The sequence below is a fragment of the Altererythrobacter sp. GH1-8 genome (genome assembly GCF_043702085.1).
GTDB lineage: Bacteria > Pseudomonadota > Alphaproteobacteria > Sphingomonadales > Sphingomonadaceae > Erythrobacter.
Genome location: NZ_CP171690.1, coordinates 68,750 through 91,010 on the forward strand (window position 1 = coordinate 68,750; position 22,261 = coordinate 91,010).

General features: G+C 58.8%; 22 protein-coding genes and 1 tRNA gene. 12 read left to right on the forward strand and 11 right to left on the reverse strand.

What is annotated here, in order from left to right; translation table 11 throughout:
* Window positions 1–9: 9 nt before the first annotated feature.
* From ACG9DO_RS00310 to ACG9DO_RS00330, 5 genes are read right to left on the reverse strand one after another with little or no spacing between them, the layout of a single operon-like run.
* Window positions 10–315 carry a YciI family protein gene (locus ACG9DO_RS00310; protein ID WP_394729530.1) on the reverse strand — a complete coding sequence of 102 codons (306 nt, stop codon included), beginning with the start codon at window positions 313–315 and terminating at the stop codon, window positions 10–12.
* 20 nt (window positions 316–335) lie between these two features.
* Window positions 336–1,916, reverse strand: a complete 1,581-nt coding sequence (locus tag ACG9DO_RS00315) for an FAD-binding oxidoreductase (RefSeq protein ID WP_394729532.1) — start codon at window positions 1,914–1,916, stop codon at window positions 336–338.
* Window positions 1,916–2,575 (reverse strand): hypothetical protein, encoded by a 660-nt coding sequence (locus ACG9DO_RS00320; protein ID WP_394729534.1) that lies wholly within the window; start codon window positions 2,573–2,575, stop codon window positions 1,916–1,918. Before ACG9DO_RS00320 ends, ACG9DO_RS00315 begins: the two co-directional genes overlap by 1 nt.
* A 1-nt stretch (window position 2,576) precedes the next feature.
* Complete coding sequence (locus ACG9DO_RS00325) at window positions 2,577–3,305, reverse strand: hypothetical protein (protein WP_394729536.1); 729 nt, start codon at window positions 3,303–3,305, stop codon at window positions 2,577–2,579.
* Window positions 3,306–3,323: 18 nt separating this feature from the next.
* Window positions 3,324–4,175, reverse strand: coding sequence for a DUF1838 family protein (locus ACG9DO_RS00330; RefSeq protein ID WP_394729538.1), 852 nt, complete (start codon window positions 4,173–4,175; stop codon window positions 3,324–3,326).
* A 699-nt stretch (window positions 4,176–4,874) separates the two neighbouring features.
* On the opposite strand from ACG9DO_RS00330, the gene ACG9DO_RS00335 reads away from it, so the two are divergent.
* The 3 genes from ACG9DO_RS00335 to ACG9DO_RS00345 are packed head-to-tail and all read left to right on the forward strand — an operon-like array spanning window position 4,875 to window position 7,143.
* Window positions 4,875–5,159 (forward strand): DUF3489 domain-containing protein, encoded by a 285-nt coding sequence (locus ACG9DO_RS00335; RefSeq protein WP_394729541.1) that lies wholly within the window; start codon window positions 4,875–4,877, stop codon window positions 5,157–5,159.
* Window positions 5,156–5,566, forward strand: a complete 411-nt coding sequence (locus tag ACG9DO_RS00340) for a DUF2924 domain-containing protein (protein ID WP_394729543.1) — start codon at window positions 5,156–5,158, stop codon at window positions 5,564–5,566. The genes ACG9DO_RS00335 and ACG9DO_RS00340 overlap by 4 nt, the downstream gene beginning before the upstream one ends.
* Window positions 5,563–7,143 (forward strand): recombinase family protein, encoded by a 1,581-nt coding sequence (locus tag ACG9DO_RS00345; RefSeq protein ID WP_394729546.1) that lies wholly within the window; start codon window positions 5,563–5,565, stop codon window positions 7,141–7,143. Before ACG9DO_RS00340 ends, ACG9DO_RS00345 begins: the two co-directional genes overlap by 4 nt.
* Before the next feature lie 384 nt (window positions 7,144–7,527).
* On the opposite strand, the gene ACG9DO_RS00350 is transcribed toward ACG9DO_RS00345, so the two are convergent.
* Window positions 7,528–7,618: transfer RNA gene (locus ACG9DO_RS00350), tRNA-Ser, on the reverse strand.
* A gap of 176 nt (window positions 7,619–7,794) precedes the next feature.
* Between ACG9DO_RS00350 and ACG9DO_RS00355 the strand changes: the two genes are divergently transcribed.
* Together ACG9DO_RS00355 and ACG9DO_RS00360 are read left to right on the forward strand one after the other, a co-directional pair.
* Window positions 7,795–8,751: a peptidylprolyl isomerase gene (locus ACG9DO_RS00355; protein WP_394729548.1), complete on the forward strand. Its 957-nt coding sequence runs from the start codon at window positions 7,795–7,797 to the stop codon at window positions 8,749–8,751.
* Window positions 8,752–8,853: 102 nt separating this feature from the next.
* Window positions 8,854–9,186 carry a DUF1905 domain-containing protein gene (locus ACG9DO_RS00360; RefSeq protein WP_394729550.1) on the forward strand — a complete coding sequence of 111 codons (333 nt, stop codon included), beginning with the start codon at window positions 8,854–8,856 and terminating at the stop codon, window positions 9,184–9,186.
* Window positions 9,187–9,189: 3 nt separating this feature from the next.
* Here ACG9DO_RS00360 and ACG9DO_RS00365 read toward each other — a convergent pair whose 3' ends face one another.
* The 3 genes from ACG9DO_RS00365 to hemF form a co-directional block, all read right to left on the reverse strand.
* On the reverse strand, window positions 9,190–9,549 hold the full coding sequence (locus ACG9DO_RS00365) for a VOC family protein (RefSeq protein WP_394729552.1): 360 nt from the start codon (window positions 9,547–9,549) through the stop codon (window positions 9,190–9,192).
* A 10-nt stretch (window positions 9,550–9,559) separates the two neighbouring features.
* Window positions 9,560–11,650 (reverse strand): RelA/SpoT family protein, encoded by a 2,091-nt coding sequence (locus ACG9DO_RS00370; protein ID WP_394729554.1) that lies wholly within the window; start codon window positions 11,648–11,650, stop codon window positions 9,560–9,562.
* Window positions 11,651–11,712: 62 nt separating this feature from the next.
* A complete protein-coding gene (hemF, locus tag ACG9DO_RS00375; RefSeq protein WP_394729556.1) occupies window positions 11,713–12,570 on the reverse strand; it encodes an oxygen-dependent coproporphyrinogen oxidase in 858 nt (285 codons plus the stop codon).
* Between the two features lie 127 nt (window positions 12,571–12,697).
* On the opposite strand from hemF, the gene pdeM reads away from it, so the two are divergent.
* From pdeM to ACG9DO_RS00395, 4 genes are all read left to right on the forward strand, one after another.
* Window positions 12,698–13,405, forward strand: coding sequence for a ligase-associated DNA damage response endonuclease PdeM (pdeM, locus tag ACG9DO_RS00380; protein WP_394729558.1), 708 nt, complete (start codon window positions 12,698–12,700; stop codon window positions 13,403–13,405).
* Between the two features lie 265 nt (window positions 13,406–13,670).
* Complete coding sequence (gene infC / locus ACG9DO_RS00385; protein ID WP_394729560.1) at window positions 13,671–14,189, forward strand: translation initiation factor IF-3; 519 nt, start codon at window positions 13,671–13,673, stop codon at window positions 14,187–14,189.
* A 214-nt stretch (window positions 14,190–14,403) separates the two neighbouring features.
* A complete protein-coding gene (locus ACG9DO_RS00390) occupies window positions 14,404–15,579 on the forward strand; it encodes a DUF547 domain-containing protein (RefSeq protein WP_394729562.1) in 1,176 nt (391 codons plus the stop codon).
* A 78-nt stretch (window positions 15,580–15,657) separates the two neighbouring features.
* Entirely contained in the window at window positions 15,658–17,088 is a 1,431-nt protein-coding gene (locus tag ACG9DO_RS00395; RefSeq protein ID WP_394729564.1) for an SLC13 family permease, read from the forward strand.
* Window positions 17,089–17,114: 26 nt separating this feature from the next.
* Here ACG9DO_RS00395 and ACG9DO_RS00400 read toward each other — a convergent pair whose 3' ends face one another.
* Window positions 17,115–17,855, reverse strand: a complete 741-nt coding sequence (locus ACG9DO_RS00400; RefSeq protein WP_394729566.1) for a DNA/RNA non-specific endonuclease — start codon at window positions 17,853–17,855, stop codon at window positions 17,115–17,117.
* 381 nt (window positions 17,856–18,236) lie between these two features.
* On the opposite strand from ACG9DO_RS00400, the gene ACG9DO_RS00405 reads away from it, so the two are divergent.
* The 3 genes from ACG9DO_RS00405 (at window position 18,237) to ACG9DO_RS00415 (ending at window position 21,671) form a co-directional block, all read left to right on the forward strand.
* Window positions 18,237–19,556 (forward strand): cystathionine gamma-synthase family protein, encoded by a 1,320-nt coding sequence (locus tag ACG9DO_RS00405; RefSeq protein WP_394729568.1) that lies wholly within the window; start codon window positions 18,237–18,239, stop codon window positions 19,554–19,556.
* 124 nt (window positions 19,557–19,680) lie between these two features.
* Window positions 19,681–20,868: a formate-dependent phosphoribosylglycinamide formyltransferase gene (gene purT, locus ACG9DO_RS00410; protein WP_394729570.1), complete on the forward strand. Its 1,188-nt coding sequence runs from the start codon at window positions 19,681–19,683 to the stop codon at window positions 20,866–20,868.
* A 218-nt stretch (window positions 20,869–21,086) separates the two neighbouring features.
* Window positions 21,087–21,671 carry a hypothetical protein gene (locus tag ACG9DO_RS00415; protein WP_394729572.1) on the forward strand — a complete coding sequence of 195 codons (585 nt, stop codon included), beginning with the start codon at window positions 21,087–21,089 and terminating at the stop codon, window positions 21,669–21,671.
* Window positions 21,672–21,725: 54 nt separating this feature from the next.
* Here the strand turns inward: ACG9DO_RS00415 and ACG9DO_RS00420 are convergent, their stop codons facing one another.
* Window positions 21,726–22,259: a J domain-containing protein gene (locus tag ACG9DO_RS00420; protein ID WP_394729574.1), complete on the reverse strand. Its 534-nt coding sequence runs from the start codon at window positions 22,257–22,259 to the stop codon at window positions 21,726–21,728.
* Between the last annotated feature and the right edge of the window lie 2 nt (window positions 22,260–22,261).

Consider the following 22,261-nt stretch of genomic DNA (forward strand, 5'->3'; position numbering starts at 1 on the left):
AATCGGATACTACCAAGGTTGGCCGCCCACCCAGCTCCCGGCCGTAACACCGACACGGTCGATCTGGATGGAATCCCATATGTCAGCATCATAGTAGGGATCCTGCTCAATGAATGCCTGAGCGTCAGCCATGTCAGTGGCGCTAATAACAAGCATGGACCCGGCGAAATCACCGTCTTCGTCAAGCAGCGGGCAAGCTATCGATACGCGATCAAACACTTCATCCATATGGGCAAGATGAGCCTTTAGACCGGCCATCCGTTTCTCTTTTGAATTGGGCTTGTCACGGCAGTTTATTGCATAAAGTTCGGCCATCTTAACGGTATCCCCTTTGGTCATGGTTCTTTGGTAATCGGGAATTCAAGCACTCCCGGGTTCATCAACCCCTTGGGATCGAGACATTGCTTGAGCGTCAGAAGCAAATTGCGCGGCTCGTCCGATAGTGCGGACAGAAACGGATAGACGCGCCCGATCTGGTTGGACGCAGCCCCGATATCGCGGAACAGATTGACTGTTTCATGGCGCAGCGTATCGACCAACACGCGTGCATCGGGGTTGGCTGCAGGTTCTTCAAACTTACTAATATGCGAAGGGTCAGGGGCATTGCGGTGCAGGGGCAGCCAGCTATCTTTCCAATGGAATACCGGCTCAAAGCTGTAGCAATGATTTGAGAGGGCCGACGCCAGCCGGGTCATCCGTACGCCCAAGGCCTGCATCTCTTCGGCATATGGCTCAATCGTCGCGTCGAAGGAGGTCAACAGCCTCTGCACATCGGTAAGTGCAACCTTCGCGTTAAGCGCGGCCCAGCGCCCTCCTTCTGGTCCCAGAACACCGTTCAAGTTCGCAAACGGGTCAGCTCTCGCTACCATTGGGATGGTGGCTGCAACGTGTGTTCCGCCCGCATCTTTCTGAGACTGGACAACTGCCTTCGCATCCGCAGCCACGGCTTGCCGAGAACGACCCGCGACCGTGACATGGAGCGAATAGTGCCCCTTCGGAATGACCGAAACACCGGCCTTGCCCATTGCCAGCAACGACTTGGTCGCAGCGAGAGGATTGTCAGCAGATTTCGCCACCGCGCTCGCGGAGCGCAACATCTCCGCCGCATCGATATCGAGATGATCCGTTGCTGCGGGATCCATGATGTAGGCTTCTTCTGCGGCTCCCTCACGTGCAATTGCGCACAGGGCTTGACTCGCCTGATCCAATGCCGGGTAGGCGAAGCTGATGTAATCAAAATATCTCGGCATTCGAACCACGCGCAAAGTGGCGCGCAGCTTCAGGCCCAATGTGCCGCCATCATGGACGAATAATCCCGTAATATCCGGGCCAAAGCTGCGCAAAAAGGACTTGCTCGCAACCGTTAATGCGCCTTGTCCCGTCCTGAGCACACTGCCATCCGCGCAGACGACATCCATCCCCAAAACCATCTCGGCCGCGGAGCCATAGCGCGCCGAACCAAAGAAGAGTGCACCGTGGCTCAAGCCACCGCCAACGGTGGCACCCTTGCCGGAAAATGTTCCGAAGAAAGGTAGCCTTAAATTGTAGGGTTCGAGAGCGTCATAGATCTGTTTCCACGTCACGCCGCATTCGACTGTGATCGTCATATCACCCGGACTGATATCAACTATGTTGTTGAGCGCCGCAGTATCCAGCAAAACGGTCCGGTCAGAATGGGGTATGTATCCGGCGGTGTAGCTTAGCCCACCACCACGCGGCGCGATTGCATAATCGGCACGGGCAATCTCAGCTATTGCATCAGGAACAGTGGCCGCATCAGTTGGCTTCAACAATATTTCAGGCGCAAATCCGGTTTCGTGAACGTCATGCCTCGCCTCTTCGAGCTTTGCCTGCTCGACAATCACAGCATCATGACCGCAGATTTCTCGGAGGCGATTGATCAGGTCCGTTGCCATCACACAGGCTTCAAGACACTGACAACGACAATAGTCGCGATGAATACCCACAATAGAACAAGCACCCCTGTCGCTTTCACATAAGTGCGCTTGATCACTTCATTGCGGGCATCCGTAACGCCCTCGTCTGCCATTATCTTCCAAGTCCGGAAATGTGCGATCAGTGCGAACCGAATTCCAACACCGCAAGCAATAATGCCGGCAAACAGGCCAAATTTGATGCGCAGCCAAAGCGGCACTGGCCAGGAACCGCCAACCAGTTGGAAAGCAAGGGCTAGGAACCCAGCGATGAGCACGTAACGCGAAACGCGATCAATTGATGCGAAGATATTCCCCGTATCGCTATGGCGAATTCGGTGGACGGCCTCAACAAAAGCCAGCCATCCAACAGTCACTATTGCGGCCGCCCAAAAAACTGCGTCTCCGCCGGGTATAAAGCCATATGATATCGCAAGCATGAAACCGATACCCGCCTGCAACACCAAGGCATAGCGCACATGCTGGTCCACATGCATGACATGGTCCATCAAACGAGCCCGCTCGCCAAAAGGCATATCGCCGCTGTAGCTCACATATTTATAGGTTGAATTGATGACCAGTTCAGAACCAAGCCAGTAGCCAAGCACCGCAATATGCAAAACCATCAGCCAGGCTGTCATGCTATACATGCCGGACGTGATTGAGAGCGCCGAGTTCGTAGTGCGTTTGCATGTACCCGCCGACAGCGGCTTTCAGTAAAATAAAATTGCCGTCTGTGGTGCACCACAGATCATATTCGGGATGTTCTTCCAGTAAGCCCGGCACATCGGGGAAAGAGAATTTATGCGCTTCGAACCGGCCCGCCTCAACCTCCAATTCCTCGCGGCCATGATATTGGATGACCAGTTTTATGGGAAAGAGCATCGGGCCGGTTGCCCCCCGGTGATCGGGAGAGGACAAATACATGTCCTCGATCAATTGAGTGCCTGGGCCCTGTGACAAATCATAACGGCTCAGCAGAAAGCCGTCATTGATCATCGCGTGATTTCCAAATGCAACCAATGGTCGTCCAAGCTCCACGCGTTGCGAAATCCGTCCCTCTACTGACGTCATTGCCTCACATTCGGCTATAGCCTCGCCAAAGCGAAACCATCCACTGCCTCGAAATTCCCCGCCTACAGCGATACGGATGAAGCTCTCTGTAGGTTTGCCATCGGGGCCGAACCTCTGGTTGACATCGCGTGAGACGGATGGCGCATCGTCAATTTCCCCATGAGCGGCCAGAACCCGCGAACCATCCTCGTGAATGTCAATCCGGAAGCTCTCGCGGCCACGCTCTTCTCCGCGTCTGCCCTCTTTACTACTCGTGTATCGAATTTCGCCGGTAAAGCTCTCTAGCACTCCGCCCATCACATCGCTCCTTCGCGCCTACTTCGCCCAGCCTTCTCCGGCTTGACCCTGTTGAAGCGCTCGAACTTCCGCCATGTCTTTTGGAGGGATGAGCCACATGGGCATGTCTGCCTTTGCCCATTCAAGCAACTTGGGCGGAAACTCATTTTCATCTTCGACGCGCCAGGAAAGCAGGTGGTAAATTGCCTTGCCCCCTCCAGCCCACGGTGGAAGTGACCCGAAACGCTGCCAGCTCATTTGATAGGGCTCATCCAGCTTGTCGCCTCGATGAAGGAAGAAATCATAATTTTCCCATGCCTCGTAGCGGGTTCCGCCCGGCAACGGAAAGTCGAGAAAGATCGGAGCAGTGACAGCCAGGGTATCCTGCCCGATCCAGCGCATCCCCATCCCTTCTTCCATCTTGATATGCCGGATTCCTTCTCCAACTCCCTGCTCGACATCACCGAAAATCTTGCCGCCTTCGTTACGATAAGTGATTACTTGATAGGGATAGGAGATGGGCGAAACCGGCTCACCATTGTATTCCTTCAATATTTCACCGGTCACAGGATCTGTATAGGCAAAGGTCTTGCGGGTCAGGTGAATGATTGGATCACCTTCCTCCGTCGGCCAAATCACCCGAGAGCTATCGAAACCGACCATCCCGAACAGTTTTTTGCCGCGAGGAAACTCATAGACACCACCATCGGCGACCCAGTGGACAGGTTCTCCCGTACCGGCCCTCGCATCGACCCAAAGGCGTAGTTCTTCAGATACGCCCTCGCGAGCTGTGTAGCCGTCTTCGTTCTGCCCCTCTTCGGCGATCGCCGACTGAGACAACCCGGCGAAAGCCAATGCTGTCAGCAACAACCCGATTATGGCAACACGCATAGCTCAATCTCCATCGTCGTCACCTTGTCGAAAAAATCTCGTCAGCGAAGACTAAGTTATTTGTCCGGACAATGTCTAACAACCTTAACCAGCACATCATCAACCAATGGTGGTGCCTTAGGTCTTGGCACCTTCATTAGATATTCGTGAAGGTCAGCAGCTAAACGCATTGCTTGTGGTGTGCTGCGGATTGCAACGGTGGGATACTTGGAGGCTATGATACCGAGAAATTTCAAGATTCTGCGTTTCTCGAATCTTCGCGAACGCGCTGGAACAGCGTGGCCGCATTTGTGATGTCATTACGACAATATCAAATCCTACCTACCGGCGGTGTGCGGATCCGGTATCGAAAGTCCTCCGATTCTGCATCAACGTCCACAAACATTTTTTCCATATCTGCTTCTGATTGAACTTGCGCTTGGAGCCAACTCTTTGCTCCCAAATTCCTCGCAACTCAATTGTGCGTAGCTAGGTCGAATTGTGGGTAAGTCATTGTCATTCTCCTCGGCCGGAATGGCCTCAGGGAATGTCCGCTGTCAGGAAATAAAATTTTGGACGGCTATGTCTCGGATTGGGGCGCATTCCTGACATTCCACTGGACTAGTGCGGAAAGGTGAGCATTGGTGTGTGGTGCCCGGAGAGCCGGGCTGTTGCCGGTAGTGGCGGGATTGTCCCGACCGCGTAAACCGGAGAACACCCATGACCAGGTCGATGACCGTATCGAAGAAGCCCGCATCGAAGGCGAGCGCCGCTTTAGCCAAAGCGAACACCACAAAACGTAAGCCTCCCACGCGATTGGACCAGCTCCAAGGTCTGCTCACTCGCGAGAGCGGCGCCAGCATTGCCGAGATGTGCGACATTACCGGATGGCAGCAGCACTCGGTGCGCGGCGCATTGGCCGGTGCACTCAAGAAGCGAGGCCTGGCAATCACTTCAGAGAAGACAGACGGCGTGCGCCGCTATTACGCAAAGGCCTCATCATGACCGAGGTTCATATCGGCGAGGCTGTAGCCGCCATCGAGAGCATGGGTCTGGATGAGCTGAGAACCGAATGGAGGAGACGTTATGGCGCTCCGCCAGTGCTCAGGTCCGAGCCATTTATGCGCATGCTGCTGGCCTGGCGGATACAGGCGGAGGCCTATGGCGGCCTCGAGGATGCCACGCGCCGCACGCTCGCGAAGAAAGGAGCGCCGCGCGCTGAAGGACTGGAGCTTGGCCATGGCACGCGTCTCACACGCAACTGGAAGGGCAAGCGGATTGAAGTTGTGGTCGAGGAGAACGGCTTTCGGTGGGAGGATCAGCTCTTCCCGAGCTTGTCGGCAGCCGCAACAGCTATTGCAGGGTCAAAGTGGAACGGGCCGCGCTTCTTCGGCCTTAGAGATGCACAATGAGCAAGACGCCCAAGCTCCTTCGCTGCGCGATCTACACCCGCAAGAGCAGCGATGAAGGTCTCGACCAGGAGTTCAACAGCCTGGACGCTCAGCGTGAAGCAGGCGAAGCCTATGTGAAGAGCCAGGCACATGAAGGTTGGCAGCTCATCCCCACGCTCTATGACGATGGCGGGTTCTCAGGAGGCAGCATGGATAGGCCAGCGCTTCAGCGCCTGCTAGCCGACGTCGATCAAGGCTTTGTAGACGTGGTCGTGGTCTACAAGATCGACCGGCTGACCCGGTCGCTTCCGGACTTCGCCCGGATCGTTGAGCGCTTTGATGCTCAGAAGGTAAGCTTCGTCAGCGTCACTCAGTCGTTCAACACCACCAGCTCCATGGGACGACTTACCCTCAACGTGCTTCTTTCATTCGCGCAGTTCGAGCGCGAAGTGACCGGCGAACGCATCCGCGACAAGATCGCTGCCTCGAAGGCCAAGGGTATGTGGATGGGAGGTGTTTTGCCGTTAGGATACGACCTGCCTGCTCCTGGGACGAGAACACTTCAGGTCAATGAGGACGAGGCCAAGACAGTACGCTTCATCTTTGCGCGCTATCTCGAGCTTGGCTCGGTCCATGCGCTTCAGCGCGATCTTGCCAGGCGCGGCATTACCTCCAAGCGCTGGACCACGGCCAAAGGCACAGTCATGGGCGGCTGCCGCTTCAACCGCGGGGCGCTGTTCCATCTGCTCAAGAACCCGGTCTATCTGGCCAAGATCCGGCACAAGGGCGTGGTGCATGAAGGCGAGCACCAGGCGATCATCGATCAGGCGCTGTTCGACCGGGTTCAACGATCGCTCGAGCAGCATGCGCCCAAGCGCCGCCGACGCTCGCCCAATGCAAGGTCTGTCCTTACCGGCAAGCTCTTCGATGCAAAGGGCGAAGTCATGACACCGGTGTTCACAAAGAACCGTCACGGCACACTCTATCGCTACCATGTCTCGGCCTCACTTCAGCAAGGGGTAAAACCCATCGATGATGGTGTGGTACGCCGTATCGGAGCTGCAGAGCTTGAGAGGACACTCGGCGATCTCATTCTTCGATGGCTGCCAAAGTCGGATGATCCGCTTTCTGTACCGCTGGCCATCCACCTGGGAGAAGGCAGCCTGCTGCTCGATCTTCCCAGCAATTCGCTGAAGGAGCTCAAGACGAACCTGCGCGAGGATGAGATCATCGTCCTCATCAGCCAGCAGACAACTCGCATTGAGGTGCCGATGGCTCTGCCCTTTCGCGGCGGCAAGCGGCTCGTCATCGCTGGATCGCAGCCTCCGGCACATCCTGACCCAGCCCTGATCGCAGCTCTTCGCAAAGCGCATCGCATGCTCGACTGGAAGCGCGGCATGCCATCGCTCCAGGCTTCCCCTGCATCCATCTACGATCGCCAGATCCTGCGTCTGGCTCTGCTCGCACCTGAACTGCAATGCGACATTCTCGCAGGTCGCCAACCGCCGAGCCTAACCCTCGAAGCATTGAAGGCAATCACCATTCCCATCGACTGGAAGAAGCAGCGCGAAGTGCTCGGTTGGAACCTGCCAAATTGAGCTTCTCGCGAAGCCGCTCACAGTCCCTGCAGCGTCACGATCGGTTCCCTGCAAGGCGGGGAAAATTCCCTGCTCCGATGTCTAGGGAATTTAAGCTGAGCCGACACTCAAAAGCTGAGCAAGCCCAGGGGTTTGAGAGCAGCAGCGCGGGCCCTCGATTGGCCCAAATCGGCCTGAACCGGAAGAATTCCCTGTAGATCCCCTGATAAACAGGGAAACCGCACCGAGAAATTCCAGCGCGGAGACTGCCTGCGCAAATTCCCTCAGAATAACGCCGGAGACGCTGCTGATTCTTCCCTCTACTGACGGCTTACCGAACTATAGTTCCGACATATCCGTGACATGCAGGGAATACAAAAAGACGAGAAATATCAATGAAATGGGTGGCGGAGCAGGAGGGATTCGAACCCTCGATACGGGGTTGCCGTATACACACTTTCCAGGCGTGCGCCTTCGACCACTCGGCCACTGCTCCGCACTATGTTCGCGCTACCGCCTTGCTGCTTGAGCGCGTTCCTGTCCGTCCTATCGCTTCGCTACGTGAGGACAAGGGTTCTTATCCGTCGTATCGCTTCGCTAGTTGAGGGCAAGAGCGCGCGCACTAGCCACCATCTGCTTGCCGCGCAAGTCATCTGATGGCAGCAAGACAAAATGAAGAAGCTCTGCCTCAGCATCGCCGCACTCGCGCTTCCCGCAATTGCTCTCGCTCAAACCGGTGAGGCTGAGGCCACAGCACCCTCGCCCAACCAGATCGTAGACGCTGCGACACCCGAGGAATGGGTCAGCATCCCGGCGGATGACCTGCTGGTGATGACGCTTGCCCCAGACCGGGATGGCAACGCGCGCGAAGTTGTGATCCAGCTGATGCCAGAGCCATTCAGCCAAGGGTGGGTGCACAATATCAAGCTGCTCGCGCGCAGTGGCTGGTATGACGGGATCAGCGTCAACCGCGTACAAGACAATTACGTCGTGCAATGGGGTGATCCCAATTACGACAATCCGGAGAGCGGCGGCGAGGCCAAGCCGCTGCCTTATGGACTAAAGGTGATGGGGGAGGATGAGTATGTTTCTTACACCAAGAATCTTTTCGACTCCATCGCCGGTCAGAATTCTAGCGATCTATACGCCTCTCAAAATTGGGTTCGAAGCGGCTGGCCGCTTGCGGGCGATGACGAAAGTCGTTGGCCCGTCCATTGCTACGGTATGGTTGGCGTGGGGCGGAACTACTCGCCGGACACAGGATCAGGCGCAGAGCTTTACACCGTCATCGGTCATGCGCCGCGGCATCTCGATCGCAATATCGCGCTGGTAGGCCGCGTGATCGAAGGGATGGAGCACTTGTCATCGCTCCCGCGCGGCAAGGGCGAGTTGGGTTTCTACGCCGATTTCGAGAAGGACAAGCGCACGCCGATCCTTTCGGTCAGGATTGCAAGCGACCGAATCGAGTTTCCAATGCCTTCGTTCGAATACCTCTCGACCGAAAGCGAGAGCTTCGCCCGCTATGCCGAAGCGCGCGCAAATCGCCGCGATCCGTTCTTCATCCACCCCGCAGGCGGCGCGGATATCTGCAACATCCCGGTGCCGGTGCGACGCGTGGTGGGTGAGTGACAATTCTCCCCTCCCTTGAGGGAGGGGCTGGGGGTGGGTGTGCTGAATTGTTGAATCGCCGAACCCCCACCCCTTACCCCTCCCCATGGGGAGGGGAATAGTATGAGCGAGACAGTCTGCGCCACCCTCCCCCTCACCCGTTGGCAAGGTGACAGAGGCACCTACCATCTGGTCGTCATCACCGGGAACGAAGCCGAGCAGATCGCCATGCATGCGCGGCTCCACCGGCTTGAATACGGCACGCAGCGCGGCTTCGGCTCTGTCAAGGTAATGGCGCGGATTGGCGAGACGGAATGGAAAAGCTCGGTTTTCCCGCAGCGTTCTCGTTCAGATGCCGAAGCCAAAGAATGGATCCTGTTGGTCAGCAAGCGGGTCATGCGCGCCGAAGACTTGGCTGAGGGCGATCTGGTAACGGTCGAACTCGAACTGCTCTAACGCTCAGATCAACTGCATGAATTCGACCCGATTGCCGAACGGATCGAAGGCAAAGAAACGGTCATAGCCTTCCACCGGCTTGTCATCGCGCGTCTCATGTCCCGCGTGGTCGAGCTTGGCGCGGAGCCCCGCGAGATCATCGACCAGAAAGGCCGGATGCGCCTTGCGGGCCGGCGTGAACTCAGGATCGGCCCCCATATGCAGGCTCACGCCGCCGCGTTCGAACCAGCAGCCGCTCGCTGACAGGTTATCGGGCTTGGGCACTTCATGCATCCCAAGCAAGTCTGCGTAGAATGCGCGCGCCTTGTCTTCACCGCCGACGGGGATGGAGATGTTTACGTGGTCGAGACCGATAATCGCCATGGCCGCTCTCCTAAACCCGCTCCGCCTGAGCGATAGCATCGCTCGCCCGCAAGGCACTGACGATGCGGGTCAGGTGCGCAAGGTCCTGGACTTCTGCGTCAATCTCATAGGTCGTGAAGGGATGGTCGAGCTCGACCTGTTCAAGACTGGTCACATTGGCGACGTTTTGCGCGAAGATCCCGGCCATCTCTGCGAGCGTTCCGGGCCTGTCGTAGAGCGTAACTCTGAGCCGCCCGAGCGCGCCTTGCGAACGCTTGCCCCAGGACAGGTCGAGCCAGTCTGCGTCGACCCCATTGGCAAGCTCGAGGCAGTTGATCGAATGCACTTCCACGCGCGCGCCGGGATTGCGCAATCCCACGATCCGGTCGCCTGGCACCGGGTGACAGCAGGCTGCAAGTTCAAACCCGACACCGGGGGTCAGCCCGCGAATGGAAATCGCATGCTCGCGCCGCGTCCAGTCCTCGTCCTCGTCGAATTCCGCAGTGCAGCCTGGAACCAGCGCTTCCATCACATCGCGATCAGACAGCTTGGCCGCGCCAATCGCATACATCAGGTCTTCTTCCTCATCCATGTCGAGCCGCTTCAAGGCTTCTCGCATGGCTTTCTTGCCGATCTTGGCCGGAACCCGCGTTGCAATCGCATCGAACAGCTTGCCGCCAATTTCCGCGACCTCAGCGCGCTCTTTAAGCCGCACCGCTCGGCGGATGGCGGCCCGTGCCTTGCCGGTGACGACAAAGCTGAGCCAGGAGAGTTGCGGTTCTGCCTTCTTGCTCTTGATGATCTCGACCACGTCGCCATTGTTGAGCTGGGTGCGTAGCGGCATGTGGCGACCGTTGATCTTGGCACCCACCGCTTGCGCGCCAAGGTCCGTATGCACGGCAAAGGCAAAGTCGATCGGACTTGCGCCTTTGGGAAGCTGGAACAGCCCGCCCTTGGGCGTGAAGGCGAAAATGCGGTCCTGATATATGGCCAGCCGGGTATGCTCGAGCAGTTCCTCGGCATCATGCGCGGCATCGACAATCTCAATGAGGTCGCGCAGCCAGCCGACCTGTCCATCGGGACGTTCGCCCTGCTTGTAGGCCCAATGCGCTGCAAGCCCGAATTCGTTACGCTGATGCATCTCGCGGGTGCGGATCTGGACTTCGACACGCATCGAGCTTTCGTACATCAGCGAGGTATGCAGCGAGCGGTAGCCGTTGGATTTGGGCGTGGAGATATAATCCTTGAACTTGCCCGGCAGGAACTGCCACGTCGTATGCAGGATGCCCATCGCGCGGTAGCAGTCCGCAACATCATCGCAGATGACGCGGAACGCCATGATGTCGGTTACCTGCTCGAACGACACATGCCGCTCAGCCATCTTGTGCCAGATCGAATAGGGGTGCTTTTCGCGGCCTGAGACTTCGACTTTGAGACCCGCTTCTGCCAGCGCCTGCTTTATCTTGAGTGCAATCGCATCGACTTGCCCGCCATCCTGATTGCGCAGCACCTCCAGCCGGTCGTTGATGGTCCTGAAAGCCTCCGGTTCGAGCTGTTCGAAAGCGAGGAGCTGCATCTCGCGCATATATTCGTACATGCCGACCCGCTCAGCCAGCGGCGCATAGATGTCCATCGTCTCACGCGCGATCCGTTGCCGTTTTTCTGGCGACTTGATGAAATGGAGCGTGCGCATGTTGTGCAAGCGGTCGGCGAGCTTGACCAGCAGCACGCGTATGTCTTCGCTCATCGCAAGCAGGAACTTGCGCAGGTTTTCCGCCGCGCGCTCGTTTTCCGGCATCGCTTCGATCTTGGACAGCTTCGTCACACCATCGACGAGCCGCGCGATATCGACCCCGAAATTGGCTTCGATATCTTCGATCGTGGCCAGCGTGTCTTCGACCGTGTCGTGCAGCAGCGCCGTGATGATGGTTTCCTGGTCAAGCTGCAGGTCCGTCATCAGGCCTGCAACTTCGACCGGATGGCTGAAATAGGGATCGCCCGATGCGCGCTTTTGCGTGCCGTGTTTTTGTACGGTGTAGACATAGGCGCGGTTGAGCGCCGCTTCGTCAGCGTCCGGGTCATAGGACTTGACCCGCTCAACCAGTTCGTATTGCCGCAACATCAGGTCAAATGTGCGGTGCGAAGGGCGCTATTGCAACGCAAAAACGCAACCTCGCCAATTCGTCACGACCAGGTTGCTCTGGGCGGCAGGCTCATCAGGATCGCATCAATGTTGCCGCCAGTCTTGAGACCAAACAGCGTGCCCCGGTCATAGACCAGATTGAACTCCGCATAACGCCCGCGATATTCGAGCTGCGTTGCAACGTCCGCGTCTGAATATTCGGTATTCATCCGGCGGCGCACAAGCTGCGGATAGATGTCGAGGAACGCCTTCCCGACATCCTGCGTGAACGCAAAATTGCGCTCAAACGCGGCCTCGTCCCGGCATTCCAGATGATCGTAGAAAATTCCGCCCACGCCGCGATGTACTTCGCGGTGAGGAATATAGAAATAGTCATCCGCCCACTTCTTGAACTTGTCGTAATAGGTCGGGTTGTGGGCCATGCAGGCCGCGCGGAAGCGCGCGTGGAAATCCTCGGTGTCCTCCTCATAGGGGATCGGAGGGTTCAAATCCCCTCCCCCACCAAACCACGCCGCCTGCGTCGTCAGGAAGCGAGTGTTCATGTGAACGGCGGGCACATGCGGGTTGGTCATGTGAGCAACGAGGCTGATGCCGGTCGCAGTGAAGCCGGGATTGTCGACGCTTGCGCCATTTACCTGACCGGCAAACTCCGGCGAGAAGCTGCCCTTTACCGTCGAGCAATTGACCCCAACTTTCTCGAACACCTTGCCTTTCATGAGGCCCTGAACGCCGCCGCCCGGATCGGGATTGCCTTCTTCCTCGCGCGTCCACGGGGTGTACTCAAAGCTTGCATCGGAGCCGGCCTCGCGTTCGATCGCTTCGAACGCTGCACAAATATCGTCGCGTAGGCCCTCAAACCATGCCTTTGCGCGCGCAGTTTGCTCAGTCCAGTCAGCCATGTCGTCTCCCGTTATTCCGGCGTTCGCGGAGCGATCCCGTGCTCCGGCCCCCGGCAAATCTCTTTGATCCCAATCAAAGCGTTATCGCTCTCTTGCCAAAGCCGCGCGCACTCGGCAAGTAATGCTAATGGTTCCCGTTTCGTTCGCGCCGCTGGATTTCGCTGGAGAGGAGTTCGTCCTGACCTCTTCGCGCGCGCTTTACTGGCCGCGTGAGCGCGCATTGCTGGTGGCGGACCTGCATCTGGAGAAGGCAAGCTGGTATGCGCAGCACGGGCAGATGCTGCCGCCCTATGACAGCCGCGAGACGCTGGAGCGGGTGGCGGATGCGGTGAAAGCAACCGGTGCGCGGCGCGTGATCACATTGGGCGACAACTTCCATGACAATGCGGGTACGCAGCGGCTTGATCCCTATGCCAGCGGGATGCTGGAGGCGCTGACCCGTTCGCTCGACTGGGTCTGGATCACCGGCAATCACGATGAACATATGGCGCGCGGATTTGGCGGTGAGGTGCTCGCAGAGCTGGAGCTGGCCGGGATTGTGCTGCGGCACGAAGCGCAGCGCGGCGAGACCAGGCCCGAACTGTCAGGACACTTTCATCCCAAGATGCGCGTCAAAGTGCGTGGCCGCCATGTCAGCCGCCCTTGCGGCGTTGTCAGCAGGAGTGCGGCCAAGGGCGACCGGATGATCCTGCCAGCATTCGGCGCGCTGACCGGCGGGATGGATGCAGGCGCACCGGAAATCCTCGAAGCGCTCCGCCCGGCCACTCGGATTGATGCGGTTCTGGCCGCAAAGGGCAAGCTGGTGCAGTTTGCGCTCTATCGAAACGCAGCTTGAGTCTTGTTTGGCCTCAAGCGCCAGCGCTCCCGTCCGTTCGCTTGGCTAACATCGCCACCCGCACCCTCCACGCTCCCACCCGGATTGTATCCCGGCAGGCTCCGGGTGGAAGGCGCGGGTGGCGCGGAGCCGCAAAGAAACTCTCTCCTAGCGTTTTGCTGCGACACTGCCTACATAGCGGCCCTGCGCACAGGCGCAGACTCGCACACGAACCACACAGGCAAACACAGGAGAATACCCCATAGCCCCTCCACCACGGCGATCGATGGCCCCGCCCGCTAAAAGCGGCCCTCGCTACGACAATTTCATTCAGTCCCCGACGGTCCGTGTGATCGATCATGAGGGTGAGAACCTGGGTGTCATGAACACCCGCGAAGCGATTGAGCAGGCCAACGACCTTGGTCTGAACCTCGTCGAAGTTTCTCCCAACGCCGATCCGCCGGTGGCGAAGTTCCTTGATGTTGGGAAGTATCGCTACGAAGCGCAGAAGAAAGCCAACCTCGCGCGCAAGACGCAGAAGACGCAGGACATCAAGGAAGTCAAAATGCGTCCCAACATCGACACGCATGATTATGACGTGAAGATGCGCAATGTGAACAAGTTCATCGACAATGGCGACAAGGTGAAGATCACCCTGCGCTTCCGCGGGCGCGAAATGGCGCACCAGGAACTCGGCATGAACCTGCTCAAACGGGTTCAGGACGACGTCCAGGAAGTCGCCAAGGTCGAAGCCTTCCCGCGCCTTGAAGGTCGCCAGATGCTGATGGTGCTTGCACCTAAGTAACCGCAAAAAGCGATCTCGGTATTTCAGGCAGCTCGGGGCTAAGCACCTCGGGCTGCTTTGCGTTACAGAGCCGTAATCGGCTCCACCGACACCGGTTCTGGATCGATCAGCGCGATGGAACGTATTGACAGTGCTACTACTTTTCCGCTGTATTACACCTATAACTCACGTGATCCCGCACCGTTTCAGGAATCAGATTGAAAGGCTGCCCCCCATGGCACTTCCAAAGTATAGCCGCAGTTCGTCTCTCATCGCCGGCGCACTGGTATCTGCCGCTCTCGTTGCGCCTTTGGCAGCGCCCGCATCTGCGCAAGCGGAAATGGGCGGCGTTCTGACCATCGCGGCTCCGGCAGTCGACCCGGCCTTTGAGCGCTTCAGCCCGTCGACTGCTCGGATCGAGCACCATATCGATTACAGCGCCTGGGACGAAGCCATCCGCTATATCGTCTTTCCCATGGGCCGCTCGCTGCGCCAAGTGGCCGGTCGGCCGGAGTCAGGCCTCGGAACACGTCGGCAGTATGGTCATGATTCGCGCTACCGGCTCGAAGGCAATCGCGTGATGTTCTCGTTCTTCGATGACGCCCTTCGTGCAAGCATTCGCGATTATCGTGCAGAGCTTGAGGCAACGCCCGACTTGATCGAATTCAACCGCATCCCGCGCAACGAACAGCTCGCCTACTGGATTAATCTCCACAATGTCGCGCTAGTAGAGAAGATCGGTGAAAGCTGGCCGGTGCGTCAGCCGAGCACCATCGAGATTGACGGCGTTCTGCTCGACGAAGCCAAGTTCATCACCGTTAGCGGTGTCAAGATGAGCCCCAAGGACATTCGCACACAGATCGTGTTTCGTCACTGGAAGGATCCACGCGTAATCTATGCTTTCTGGCGCGGTGACATTGGCGGCCCTTCGATCCAGCGCGGGGCATTCGATGTCGAAAATCTTGACCGGTTGCTCGATCGCGGCGCGAGCGATTTCATCAATTCCCTGCGCGGCGTCCAGAAGCGCGACGACCGCTTGCAGGTATCCAAGATCTACGAGGAAGCAGCACCGTTTTACTTCAAGGACTGGGAGCAAGATCTGCGCACACATCTGGCACAACATGCTGAAACCGAAGTGCAGCAATTGCTGAGCCAAACCAGAGCCGTGGATGCCACCATTTATGAAGCGGATATCGCTGACCTTGCAGGCGGTGTGCGCGAGCCAAGCTACAGCAATGTCACAACCGATGGCTCGCCCCAGCGCTTCCGCATTCCCCAAGGCATGGCTGCGTTGCTGCGCGAACATGGCACGAAAATGGAACGCATCGAACGCGAAGGTCGGACTGGCACGGTCTATTTTGCAGACATCCAGTTGCCCGGCGAAGATCCTGCCAAGGAGGAAATCGAGTAGTCGTCCAGCGCCGATATCTCGCTCGCCAAACTCCGAGCTGATCGCTAACATCTCTTCCGGGTATCCTGGGGGAGCTTCATGAACGCTCGTGCAACCGGCCTTGTTATCGGGCCGCTCGCCTTCGCCGTCACGGTATTGACTGCCCCTCCAGCCGGGATGACAGAGCCTGGATGGCTGGTGGCAGGCCTGGTGGTCTGGATGGCATCGTGGTGGATGACGGAAGCGATCCCGCTGACGGCAACGGGCTTGCTTCCGTTTGTGGTTCTGCCGCTTGGCGGCGTGATGACGGCCAGCGAAACGGCGAGCGCTTACTACGAGCCGATCCTGTTTCTCTTGCTCGGCGGCGCATTTCTCGCGCTGGCGATCGAGCGCACCGGACTGCATCGCCGGCTCTCGCTCGCCATCCTCAACACGATCGGCACCGGCGGCGGTCAGATGCGGCTGCTGCTGGCTTTCATGATCAGCGCGGCGCTGCTTTCCATGCTTATCTCGAACACGTCCACCGCGCTCATCATGATGCCGATGGCACTCGCAGTTCTAGCAGGAGGCAGTTCCGCCAACGAGGACACTGCAACCAGTCAAACCGAGGGGCTGTCCGGAGCTTTGCCGATGGGCATAGCCTTCGCCGCCAGTATTGGCGGGCTTGGGACGATCGTCGGATCGCCTACCAACGGCATCGCCGTGGCGCTGCTGGACGATATGATTGGCCTCAAGATCAGCTTTGCACAATGGATGCTGTACGGCGTACCTATCGTGCTTGTGGGAGTTCCCATTGCTGCAGTCCTGATTGCCAGGGTTCAACGCATCGCTGACCGCCCGTTCGACATGCGGGCTGCGCATGAGGCAATCGCCGACGATACTGCCTGGACGATTGCAGAACGCCGCCTCGTCCCGATCATCGCGATTACGTTCGCGCTGTGGATGAGCCGGCTGTGGGTCGCACCCTACCTGCCTGAAGGCTCATGGACCGATGGCACGATCGCTATCATCGCCGCTCTCTTGCTGTTTGTGCTGCCAGATGGAACGGGCAGACCTCTGCTCAAATGGGATGAGGCTAACCGCGCGCCGTGGGACGTCATCATGATGTTCGGCGGCGGACTGGCGCTCGCGGCGGGAATGCAAGCCTCTGGCCTCGCAGAGTGGCTTGGCAACGCCTTGCTGCCGCTTGAAGTCGTCCCGCTCGTGTTCGTTGCGCTCGCCATTGTCGCGATGGTGGTGCTGGTGACGGAGTTTGCGAGCAATGTCGCAACGGCAAGCGCCATCATTCCAGTTGTCGCGAGCCTCTCCGCAGCCTTGGGGTTAGGAGAGCAAGCCATCCTGCTGGCCATGCCTGCCGCGCTGGCGGCGAGTTGGGGCTTCATCCTGCCTGCCGGAACCGGGCCAAACGCGATTGCCTGGTCGACCGGCAGGCTCACGATCGGGCGGCTGGTGCGCGCGGGGCTCTTGCTGGACCTTGTCGGGATCTTCCTGCTGGTCGGCATGGTCTGGATGATTGCCGCGCTGGTCTAGGCGCGCATCGCCAGCGCTGCATCCATTCACCACATCTTGCCGGGCTTGCTCTTGTATGTGTGCAAGTCGCTGCCGGAAATCCGATCCCAGAAGCGGCCGCCCACGATCTGTTCGGCATCATAGGTCTTGACCAGGAAGTCCCCGAGCGGTGCGGTCTGTTTCTTGTTGGGGATTTCAAAGGTCCAGAGGCGGAACCGGCCACGCTTGTTCTCGACCAGCACGCTCTTGATGAAGGCATGCGGCACCGGCACGCTGATCCCGAAATCTTCCTGCTCCTTGCCGATCCGCTCCACCTTCTCGCCGAAATAAAACACGGGGCATGTCAGGACATAGGTTTCCAGCGTGCTTTCACGCGCATCAAGCACACGGATCTCATGTTCAAGCTTGCTCCAGATGCCGCGATTGAACTGGGGCTTCATCGGCGACATATTGGACAGCAGGAACGTTTCGGAATTCTGGATATTCTGCAGATCCTGGTTGGCGCTGGCGCACAAATGTCCGCGGTCATAGCCACTGCCGACATAGGCTTTGAGGCCCGCCCGGAAGCGCTTGGGAATGCGCGTATCGGCGCGGAAATTGTCGAGCCGTTCAATCCCCGCCAGATCATTGACCAGTTCCCGGTCGCGGTTGATGATCTCCAGCGTCCACTTGGCTTGCCGGAAATACCACGAATAGCCGATCGTGAAGTGCCTGCCTGTCAGGATCTGGTCGCAACGCGGGGCGCCATAGCGAAGCTCGCGTTGCATCTGGAACGGATCATCAATCATATGCCTGCCTCTCCTTCGCGAAGCGTCAGAATAGCAGGCAGCGCGCCGGCGGAATTGTATCGGGACGACCTGGCTCCGCGATCTCTGTCCTACAGCCGCTTGCGGCGCTAAACCGCTCCCATGCCGACAATCTGTGGTTCTCTGCGCCCCTGCTCCATGCAGGCAAGAACCATGTGTGAAATTGTCTCTCAGGACTGTGTAACATGTGTATCCAACATGCCCGATCAGGGTTGCGGGAAGATGCCCCGCAAGATAATAACAAATGAAACCAGTTGGCTTGGCGGAGAGGCGTTCCTGCGGAGGTTAGGAACGGGGGCCGCGTGGGCCCGTCAGACCGGCTCCTGCCTTCCTGGGAGCGCGTACAAAGGAAGGACCCTCCGCATGACGGACGCGATTGACCCTATCGACCAGCCCACCCCACGCCGCAAGCCGAAGGACCCGGTGACCACCATCGATGGCCGCCCGATGAAGCCCAGCACACTGATGATGGGCTATGGCTATGACCCGGTACTGTCCGAAGGCTCACTGAAGGCGCCTATCTTCCTCACCAGCACCTTCGCGTTCGAGAATGCCGCCGCGGGCAAGCGCCACTTCGAAGGCATCACCGGCAAGCGCGCGGGCGGCGCGGAGGGCCTCGTCTATTCGCGCTTCAACGCACCCAATCAGGAAATCCTCGAAGACCGTCTCGCGATCTGGGACGGCGCGGAAGAAGCGCTCAGCTTCTCCAGCGGGATGACCGCGATTGCCATCCTGATGCTGGCGGCCTGCAAGGCGGGCGATGTGATCGTCCACTCCGGCCCGCTCTACGCCGCGAGCGAGGGCTTCGTCGCGAAGATCATGGCCAAGTTCGGCGTGACCTATGTCGACTTCCCGGCAGGGGCGACGCCGGAACAGCTCGACGCTGTCATGCAGCAGGCCAAGGCGCAGGCCGAAGCTCAAGGCGGCGAAGTGCCGCTGATCTATCTCGAAAGCCCGGGCAACCCGACCAATGCGCTGGTCGATATCGAAGCGGTGCGCGATGCGCGCGATGCGCATTTCGACGCCGACCGCTGCCCGATCGCGATCGACAACACCTTCCTCGGCCCCCTGTGGCAGCGCCCGCTGGAGCATGGCGCGGACCTCGTGGTCTATTCGCTGACCAAATATGTCGGCGGTCATTCGGACCTTGTCGCCGGCAGCGTCTCCGGCAAGAAGCGTTTCATCGATGCGATCCGCGCGCTGCGCAACACCATGGGCGGCATTGCCGATCCGAACACCGCATGGATGCTCTTGCGCAGCCTCGAAACCGTCGAACTGCGCATGGAGCGCGCCGGCAAGAATGCGGAGCAAGTCTGCGCGTTCCTGAAGAGCCATCCCAAGGTCGAAGGCCTTGGCTATCTCGGCATGATCGAGGATGCGCGCCAACAGGATATCTATGATCGGCATTGCGAAGGGGCTGGCAGCACCTTTTCTGTCTTCATCAAGGGCGGGGAATCCGAATGCTTCCGCTTCCTCGATGCGCTGAAAGTGGCGAAGCTCGCGGTGAGCCTAGGGGGCACGGAAACGCTGGCCAGCCATCCTGCTTCGATGACGCACCTGTCCGTGCCCGACGAGCGCAAGGCCGCGCTCGGCATTACGGACAACCTTGTGCGGATCAGCATCGGGATCGAGGATCCGGATGACTTGATCGCCGATTTCAGGCAAGCTCTGGAAGCGGTTTGAGTGCAACCTTGCTTTACCGTCATTGCGAGGCGACACCGTCGCCGCGGCAATCCAGAGTAAATACTCGACACGCTCTGGATTGCTTCGCTAGGCTCGCAATGACGCGAACAGGCTGAGGTTGCCCATGCCCTTCACAACAAAGATCCTGCTGCTTGGCTCGGGCGAACTGGGCCGAGAGTTCGTTATCTCGGCCAAGCGGCTGGGCGCTTACGTGGTGGCCTGCGACAGCTATGCCGCAGCGCCCGCGATGCAGGTCGCGGACGAGGCGGAGGTGTTCTCCATGCTCGACGGCGAGGCGCTGCGCGCGGTGGTGGCAAAGCACAATCCCGACCTGATCGTGCCGGAAGTCGAAGCGATCCGCACTGAAGTGCTCGCGGAAATCGAAGCGGCGGGCAGCAATGTGGTGCCCTCCGCCCGCGCGACGCAGCTGACCATGAACCGCGACGCGATCCGCGACCTGGCGGCGGGAGAGCTGGGCATCACGACCTCACGCTATCGCTATGCGGAAAGCATCGAGGAGGTGCGCGCGGCGGCTGACTTCACTGGCTTTCCCTGCGTGATCAAACCCGTCATGTCCTCGTCCGGCAAGGGACAGAGCAAGGTCAATACGGCGGAGGAGCTGGAGACTGCATGGACCTATGCGGTCGACAACATGCGCGGGGACCGCAAACGCGTGATCGTCGAGCAGTTCATCGATTTCGACTACGAGATCACGCTGCTGACGGTGCGCCATGCTGGCGGGATCACCTTCTGCCCGCCGATCGGCCATCGGCAGGAACGCGGCGATTACCGCGAAAGCTGGCAGCCAACGCCGATGTCGGACGCTGCGATTGCAGCCGCACAGGCAATGGCGGCCAAGGTGGTCGAAGCGCTGCAAGGTAACGGCAAGGGATACGGCCTGTTCGGGGTGGAGTTCTTTGTTGCCCGAAACCAAGAGGGGGGCGAAGAGGTCATCTTCTCCGAATTGTCCCCGCGCCCGCATGACACCGGCATGGTGACGCTGGTCAGCCAGAACCTCAGCGAGTTCGACCTGCATGCCCGCGCGATTATGGGATTGCCTGTACCGGACACAATCGCCGCAAGGCCCTCTGCCAGCTCGGTGATCCTCGCGGACCGGGCGAGCGAGACGGTATCCTATTCAGGACTGGCGGAGGCGATGGCGAATGGCGCGGATATCCGCATCTTCGGCAAGCCCGTGACGCGGCCCTATCGCCGCATGGGGGTCGCGCTGGCGAACGGCCCTGATACCGATGCAGCGCGCGCCAGGGCCAATGCGGCGGCAGGCACAGTGCAAATCCATTACGGCGATTGATCTAGAGTTGCGCTAGCGAACAGATGCGCGCAATCATATCTCCTACGGAGGTGACACTTCTCCAACACAAAGCACGCGCGTGAGCCATTAGTCTTGGCAGTGATCGAAGGTTTCAGAGAGCGTCCGTGGTGTAGCGCTTGGCGCAAATGTAGGAATTGTCCGGAATTGGGTGGAAAGCTGCCATTGACCCTTTCGATGCAGACGGGAAGTATGTGCCTATGTTCAAAGCTGATCCGATGGCCCGTGCTGACCTGAAGCCGGGCACTCTTTACGCGCTCCTCGGCGAACAGGAGTGGGTCTACTATGGCCAAGTCACTTCAGACAAAAAAGTAGGCTTCTTCCGGCGCAGGGATCGTGAAGTCGCTGCAGTCGAAGCGATTGTCACCTCGCCGATTATGTCCGTGGTGCCGGATGTTCATCCATCGATCGGCCGAGCACTTCGCTCCGGTCGATGGCAGAAGCTCGGACGTTGTGAGCTTGTGCCCGATCTCCAGATAAGTCGGCGTGTGGTGCAATGGCCTGTAGGAACCCTCACGGTTACGGTCTGGGATGAGGGCGGAGCTGTCACCGAAACCCGCTTAGATGATCCTGCAATACAAAACTTGGAAGTTATAGCTGGTTGGGATGCTGAAGAACACATCCCCTCCCGATTAACAGCTGACTTCGGACATGAGACGGCGGAATGGCACGTAGGTGGGCCCGTCTGGAGAGAGCGAAGGGTGCATGAGGAACTGGCTAGACGGCATCCGGAAGCGCCTTGGCATCAGCTGCCTGCGGATTGGGTGCCAACTGGCGCCACCTAAGGATTCCTAATTTGTCCGCAATTGGGTCGTTAGCGGACATGTGAGACTGCCGACCTACCCCCGCCATTCGCGGCGTTCTTCCGCGATACGCAGGACATCATAAGCAACTTGCAGCTTCTGGAACTCTTTCGCTGCCTCTTCGTCGCCCGGTTTCACATCGGGGTGAACGAGCTTCGCCTTCGCGCGGTAGGCCTTCTTGATCGCGGCAAAATCCGCATCCGCTTCCAGCTCCAGCAGTTCCAGTGCGCGCATTTCATCCGCGCTGCGCGAACCATCGCCTGATCCCGCCCAGCCGTAATGCGAAGCCTCGGCATAACCGGCGCTTTCCTGCCGTTCCGCCTTGGCGCGCGCTTCCTTCTCTGCCTTGTCGAGCCCTTCGAAATAATCCCACTTGGAATTGTATTCCGCTGCGTGTTTCTGACAGAAATACCACCGGTCCGGGCTGTTGGGCGCTTTGGGCGCAGGGCAATCGCCTTTCTCCTCGCACCCGTGCCGATCGCACAGCCGCACGATTGTCGCCTCGCGCGCAGAGCCATAGCCACGCCAGCGCGGGAAGCCCCAATCGTTTGACCGCCTCGCCTTAGGCATAA